Origin of the sequence: Caulobacter sp. 17J65-9 (assembly GCF_010975005.1) — a bacterium.
GTDB lineage: Bacteria > Pseudomonadota > Alphaproteobacteria > Caulobacterales > Caulobacteraceae > 17J80-11.
Window position 1 is genome coordinate 1 of sequence record NZ_JAAIVC010000199.1, and the last position, 5,886, is coordinate 5,886.

Consider the following 5,886-nt stretch of genomic DNA (forward strand, 5'->3'; position numbering starts at 1 on the left):
AACTTCAACCTCGGCGCTCCGGCCCCGGGGACCGCGCCGGGCTCGGCCCCGCCCGCGGCCGGCACCGCGGCGCCCGCCCCGGCCCGATGATCCTCTCGAACCTGGCGAGCGCCGTCCGCACGACGGCGCTCGCGTTCGTGGCCGTCCTGGCGTTCGCGTCAGGGGCCCAGGCGGAGCCGAAATTCCCGCCCCTGACCGGCCGTGTGGTCGACCAGGCGAACATCCTGCCGCCCGAAACCGAGGCCGCGCTGGACCAGAAGCTCGCGGCGCTGGAGCAGGCGACCACCGACCAGATGGTGGTGGTCACCGTGCCCTCGCTGCAGGACTACGAGATCGAGGACTACGGCTACCAACTGGGCCGGCACTGGCAGATCGGCCAGAAGGGCGCCGACAACGGCGTCCTGCTGATCGTCGCGCCGAACGAGCGCAAGGTGCGCCTCGAGGTCGGCTACGGCCTGGAGCCGGTCCTGACCGACGCCCTGTCCAGCGTCATCATCCAGCAGAAGATCCTGCCGCGGTTCCGCGACGGCGATTATCCCGGCGGCGTGGTCGCCGGCACCGACGCGGTGATCCAGCAGCTCACCCTCGACCCGGCCGAGGCGCAGGCGCGCGCCAAGGAAGCGGCCGAGGAGATGAAGGCCAAGCCGGCGCGGATCGAGCCGGAAGCGATCATCTTCATCGCCTTCGTGGCGTTCCTCATCCTCAGCTCGGTGTTCCGCGCCCTCGGCTTCGGCCGCAGGCGCCCGGGCCGCGACAGCGGCCTGCTGCCGATCATCCTGTGGAGCCTGCTCAGCAGCGGCGGCGGTCGCGGCGGCGGGGGCGGAGGCGGCGGCGGCTTCAGCGGCGGCGGCGGATCGTTCGGTGGCGGCGGCGCTTCGGGGGGCTGGTGAGATGAAGATTTCAAACGCCGATCACGCGCGCGTCGACGCGGCCATCGCCGCAGCCGAGGCCAACACCTCCGGCGAGATCATCTGCGTGATCGCCCGCGAGGTCTCCGACTATCGCGAAGTGCCGCTGGCCTGGGCGGCGGCGGCGGCCCTGCTGGCGCCGCTGGCCCTGGTGCCGTTCGGCTTCGACCTGGGCTGGCTGCGCGGCCTCGACGGCGGCTGGACCGCCGCGCACCTGTCGGCCACCGACGCCGCGGTCGGCGCGGCGCTGACCGCCTACGCCCTGGTGCAGGCGGCGGTGTTCGTGCTGGTGCTGCTGATCGCTTCGCTGCCGGCGGTGCGCCGCGTGCTGACCCCGCGCAGCCTCAAGCGCCACCGGGTGCACAAGGCGGCGATGGAGCAGTTCCTGGCCAAGGGCATGCACCTGACCGCCGGTCGCACCGGCGTGCTGATCTTCGCCTCCATGGCCGACCACCACGTCGAGATCGTCGCCGACGAGGGCATCCACGCCAAGGTGGGCGCGGAGCACTGGGGCGACGCGGTCGCCGCCCTGGTCCGTCAGGTCAAGGCCGGGCGCCCGGCCGACGGCTTCGTCGAGGCCATCGGCATGTGCGGCGCGGTGCTGGCCGAGCACTTCCCGCCCGGCGCGGAAAACCCGAACGAACTGCCGGACCGACTGGTCGAAATCTGATCGCCCCGCGTTAGTCACCGAGCGCCATGCCTCGGATCATGACCTACAACGTCCACCGCTGCGTCGGCGTGGACCGGAAGCTGGACGTCGAACGGATCGCCGCGGTCATCGCCGATTCCGAGCCCGACATCGTGTGCCTGCAGGAGCTCGACGTCGGCCGCGCCCGCACCCAGGGCGTGGACCAGGCCCACGCCATCGCCAAGCGGCTGGAAATGACCTTCCATTTCCACCCGGCCATGCGGGTGGAAGAGGAGCTGTACGGCGACGCGGTGCTGACCCACCTGCCCGAGCGGCTGGTGCACGCCGCCTCCCTGCCCGGCATCACCGGCGTGCCCGGCAACGAGCCGCGCGGGGCGCTATGGGTCGAGGTGGACGTCGGCGGGCTCCAGCTGCAGGTGCTCAACACCCACCTGGGCCTGGTGCCGCGCGAGCAGCGCCTGCAGGCCGCCGCCCTGGTCGGGCGCGAGTGGCTGGGCCATCCCGACTGCCGCGATCCGGTGATGCTGGTCGGCGACTTCAACGCCACCTCGGTGACGCGCCCCTACGCCCGGGTCGCCAGCCGCCTGCGCGACGCCCAGAAGACGCCGGCGGTCCCCCGCACCGTGCCGACCTTCCCGTCCGGCTTCCCGGTGCTGCGCATCGACCACTGCTTCATCAGCCCCTCGGTGCGGATCACCGGCGTGCAGGCCCCGTTCTCGCCGCTGGCCCGCATGGCGTCGGACCACCTGCCGCTGGTGATCGACTTCGAGCTCGATCAGTCCGGGGCCGCTTCGCCCGGGTGAGAGCCAGCGGCGGTGGCGAGCAGCCGCGCCAGCGGCCGCCGACGCCAGGGCCGCCAAGCGTCGGCGGGCGAGAACGGATCGCCCAACTGCCACACCGCGATCAGCTTCGACACCCGCGAGGCCGGCCGCGTCAGCGGCGCGAGCCGCCGCCCGTCGGGGTCGAGCGCCCGGATCGTGCTGGCCACCTCGCCGCCGAACACGTCCTCGGCGGCCGCGTAGGCCGGGGCCGGCACGCCGGCGAAATGGCTGATCAGCCGGCGCCGGAAGCCGCGGATGAAGCGGGCGGCCGGGTCGTTCTCGCGCTCGGTCTCCACCGCCACGTCGCACTCGGTGTCGAAACCGCAGGAGCGGTTGTTCAGATTGGTCGAGCCCACCCGCAGGAAGCGGTCGTCGACGATGGTCACCTTGGAGTGCACCACCACCACCCCGCCCTCCTCGGTCAGCGGCGTCCAGGCGCTGAACCGGCCGTGCGCGTCGGCCCCGCGCAGGCGGGCCAGCAGGGCGCCGCGCGCGCCGTCCATGGCCGCCCGGTCGAACCAGCTGGGGCTCTGGGCGGTGGAGACGATCACCACCTCCGGCCCGTCCGCCTCCTGCAGCCGCAGGGCCAGCGCCGCCGAGATCACCGGCGAGGTGACGTACTGGTTCTCCAGGTAGATCAGCTTCCGCGCCGAGGCGATCGCCTCCAGATGCAGGGCCTCGTTCTCGCGCACGCCGACACGACCGCGCCAGGCCGGCTCGGTCCGGGCTATGCCGACGCGGACGTCGTGCAGGTCGGGCTTCACCCGCTCGGGCCAGGGGTCGCCGTCCGCCTCGACCGGCGACAGCCGATCGCCGGTCTTCTCACGCCAGCGCTCGCGCGCCAGATCGCCCAGCGCGCGCGCCGCCGCCCCGTCGACCATGGCCATGACCTCGTGGCGCGGCTGGCAGATCAGGCCGGTGGGCGTGCAGCGGCGCGGATCGTGGTCGGCGTGCTCGGCCGTGTCCCAGCGGTCCACCGACACGTCGCCGCCGCCGCAGAAGGCCAGCTTGTCGTCGATCACCACGACCTTCTGGTGGTGGCAGGCGCCGATAGGCCGGGCCCGGTCGAGGCGAAAGTCGACCGCCTGCTTCTTGAACCAGGCCCCGGCCCGCATCGGAAAGAAGTCCTGGGACCAGGCGATCGGCAGGGGCGAGCGCCAGATCAGCAGCTTGACGTCCAGGGCGGGGTTCTCGCGCGCGAGCTTGCGCAACAGGAAGCCGATCTCGCCGGTGCGGTCGTGCGCGGGCGCGGTCGGATCCAGCCGCGTGCGCGGATCGAACTGCCAGCCGAGCAGGAGGATCGAGCGCCGTGCGTTGAGCAGGGCGTCCCGAAGCGCGGCGAAATAGGCCGCGTTCTCCATGAGGAACGACGCCCGTCCGGCGTGCTCGGCACGCCAGCAGGTCGCTCCGGGCAACAGCAGCAAGACGGTCGGTCCCTCCCCGGCCGCCGCCATGGCGCTTCCGGTCGGCATGACAACACCCGGGAAGCGCGGCGGTTTCGTCGGCCCGCGCTCAAGGTGAACGACAGATGAAGATCCGCGTTCGACGCCGGTTCAGGCTTGGCCGTTATGGTACATCCCAGAGCTCAACGAGCTGACGGAGACCAGACCATGAAACGGCCCCTCGCCCTCGTCCTCACCAGCCTCGCCGTCCTCGGCGCGGCCGCTTCCGCTTCCGCCCAGGCGCAGAGCGCCGACGCCCGCCGCGGCGACTGGCCCGGCGACCAGGGCCGCGCCCGGGTGACCTTCTACGAGTATCCGAACTTCCAGGGCCGTTCGTTCACGCTGGACGCCCGCGACCGCGACTTCACCCGCAGCGGCTTCAACGACAAGGCCCAGAGCCTGCGCGTGGACGGCGACGGGAGCTGGAAGATCTGCGAGCACGCCGACTTCGGCGGCCGCTGCCAGACCGTCAGCGGCGACGTGCGCGACCTCGGCCGGTTCAACCTGAACCGCATGGTCTCGTCGGCCGAGCCCCTGCGCGACGACCGGCCCGGCGACGACCGCCCCACCGGCGGCTCGACGACGATCCGCGACGGCTACGAAGGCCGCGCCACGATCTTCTTCAAGCAGCCGAAGCTGAACGGCCTGGACGTGGCCTCGGCGCGCGGCGGCGCGGAGTTCTTCTGCCGTCGCCTGGGCCTGGGCGCCCCGGCCTTCTACGACGACAGCGAGACCGCCCGGCGCGCGATCGACCGCACCGGCCGGGTCGTCTTCAACCAGCCGGTCCTGCGCGACGTGCTCTGCCGCAAGCGCTGATCCGGGCCGCGGCCCTTTCCGTCCTCCCCCGGAAAGGGCCGCGCTTCCCGTAACGAAAGTTCATGGCCGCCCGGATTGCCGGGCGGCCTTGTTCGTCAGATAACGCCGCCATCGCAGTCTGGGGAGACGGTGGTTGGACGGGATCGTCGAGTTCATCGCCGCGGTGGTGACTTCGCTGGCGGTCGCCCTGTTCGCCCAGTTCGGGATCGACCTGCACGCCCCGCAGGCCGGCGACCGCCCGGAGATCCAGCGCACGGTCCAGCCGGAACAGGCGGCCGCCCCGGCGACTTCTAAGGCCGGGACCGGCGAAGACTGCTGAGCGCGCGACGGCGCGCGCCCGAATCGCATTCCGCTTCCCGAGTCCGGGACTTGCGGCTAGGTTTCGTCTAACGCGCGAAAATACGCAGTCTGCGCGCGATCAAGACGAGCCGCGCATGAGAGTTCGATCCCGCCCGCCCCTGACCCTGACGCAAAAGGTCGATCCGGATCCGGTGACCGTCGCGCCCGCGCGCGACGAACCGCCGGTCGAGGCGAAGGCGGAACCCGACGGCGGCGAAGGCCGGCCTGAGCCGATCCTGCCCCCGCAGCCGCAACCGCCCGTGCAGGACACGCCCGCGCCCGTGGCCAAGGCGTTCGAGACGCCGCCGGCGGCGCTGTCGCGTCCCCCGGCCCCGCGCGATCGCCGTCCGGGCCCGCAGCCGGCCGCCAAGGACAAGCCGACCCTGCCCTACCTTCTGGCCGCCCTCGTCGCGGTGCTGTGGGCCGCCGCCGTCGGCGGCGCGGGCGCCTACATCATCGGCTACGAGAACGCCTTCGAACTGACGCCTTACCGCATCGCTGTGCTGGCCCTGCTGGCCATCGGCCCGGCCGGCCTGCTGTTCGTGATGGCCTACATGGCCCGCCAGGGCTCGCAGCTGGCCGCCGAGGTCCGCCGCGCCCGAGACCTGTCCGAAGCCATGGTCGCTCCGGCCGCCCTGGCCTCCGAACGCTCCGCCGAGGTCGTGCGCGAGATCCGCGCCGAGATCGACCAGGCCACCGGCGCCGCCGACCGGGCGCGGGCCGAGCTGGCCGCCCTGCGCGACGCGCTGGAGGTCGAGACCCGTCGCCTGAACGAGGCGGCCGAGACCGCCGCGCGCGCCGCCAAGGCGCTGGGCGACTCCCTCGGCCGCGAGCGCGAAGAAATGGGCAAGCTGGGCCGCACCCTCGACGAGCAGTCGGTGGGCGTGGTCGACGCGGTCGAGCGCCAGGCG

General features: G+C 72.7%; 6 protein-coding genes and 1 pseudogene. 6 read left to right on the plus strand and 1 reads right to left on the minus strand.

Annotated elements, in window-relative coordinates; genetic code table 11:
• Positions 1-86 precede the first annotated feature (86 nt).
• Genes G3573_RS19330 through G3573_RS19340 form a run of 3 tightly spaced genes read left to right on the plus strand, consistent with a single transcriptional unit; the run spans position 87 to position 2,360 of the window.
• A complete protein-coding gene (locus tag G3573_RS19330; RefSeq protein ID WP_163263314.1) occupies positions 87-890 on the plus strand; it encodes a YgcG family protein in 804 nt (267 codons plus the stop codon).
• A gap of 1 nt (position 891) precedes the next feature.
• Complete coding sequence (locus G3573_RS19335) at positions 892-1,578, plus strand: TPM domain-containing protein (RefSeq protein ID WP_163263315.1); 687 nt, start codon at positions 892-894, stop codon at positions 1,576-1,578.
• 26 nt (positions 1,579-1,604) lie between these two features.
• On the plus strand, positions 1,605-2,360 hold the full coding sequence (locus tag G3573_RS19340; RefSeq protein WP_163263316.1) for an endonuclease/exonuclease/phosphatase family protein: 756 nt from the start codon (positions 1,605-1,607) through the stop codon (positions 2,358-2,360).
• Here the strand turns inward: G3573_RS19340 and G3573_RS19345 are convergent.
• Positions 2,333-3,850 (minus strand): phospholipase D-like domain-containing protein, encoded by a 1,518-nt coding sequence (locus G3573_RS19345; RefSeq protein ID WP_240454804.1) that lies wholly within the window; start codon positions 3,848-3,850, stop codon positions 2,333-2,335. The two genes, G3573_RS19340 and G3573_RS19345, sit on opposite strands and share 28 nt — an antisense overlap.
• Positions 3,851-3,988: 138 nt before the next feature.
• On the opposite strand from G3573_RS19345, the gene G3573_RS19350 reads away from it, so the two are divergent.
• From G3573_RS19350 to G3573_RS19360, 3 genes and pseudogenes are all read left to right on the plus strand, one after another.
• On the plus strand, positions 3,989-4,636 hold the full coding sequence (locus G3573_RS19350; RefSeq protein WP_163263317.1) for a beta/gamma crystallin-related protein: 648 nt from the start codon (positions 3,989-3,991) through the stop codon (positions 4,634-4,636).
• A 133-nt stretch (positions 4,637-4,769) separates the two neighbouring features.
• Entirely contained in the window at positions 4,770-4,955 is a 186-nt protein-coding gene (locus G3573_RS19355) for a hypothetical protein (RefSeq protein ID WP_163263318.1), read from the plus strand.
• A 115-nt stretch (positions 4,956-5,070) separates the two neighbouring features.
• A pseudogene (locus G3573_RS19360) lies at positions 5,071-5,886 on the plus strand (tipN); the annotation flags it as partial.

Coding starts and splice junctions, on each gene's coding strand:
- G3573_RS19345 (WP_240454804.1), bottom strand. CDS start 3,850: ATGCCGACCGGAAGCGCCATGGCGGCGGCCGGGGAGGGACCGACCGTC.
- G3573_RS19350 (WP_163263317.1), top strand. CDS start 3,989: ATGAAACGGCCCCTCGCCCTCGTCCTCACCAGCCTCGCCGTCCTCGGC.
- G3573_RS19335 (WP_163263315.1), top strand. CDS start 892: ATGAAGATTTCAAACGCCGATCACGCGCGCGTCGACGCGGCCATCGCC.
- G3573_RS19340 (WP_163263316.1), top strand. CDS start 1,605: ATGCCTCGGATCATGACCTACAACGTCCACCGCTGCGTCGGCGTGGAC.
- G3573_RS19330 (WP_163263314.1), top strand. CDS start 87: ATGATCCTCTCGAACCTGGCGAGCGCCGTCCGCACGACGGCGCTCGCG.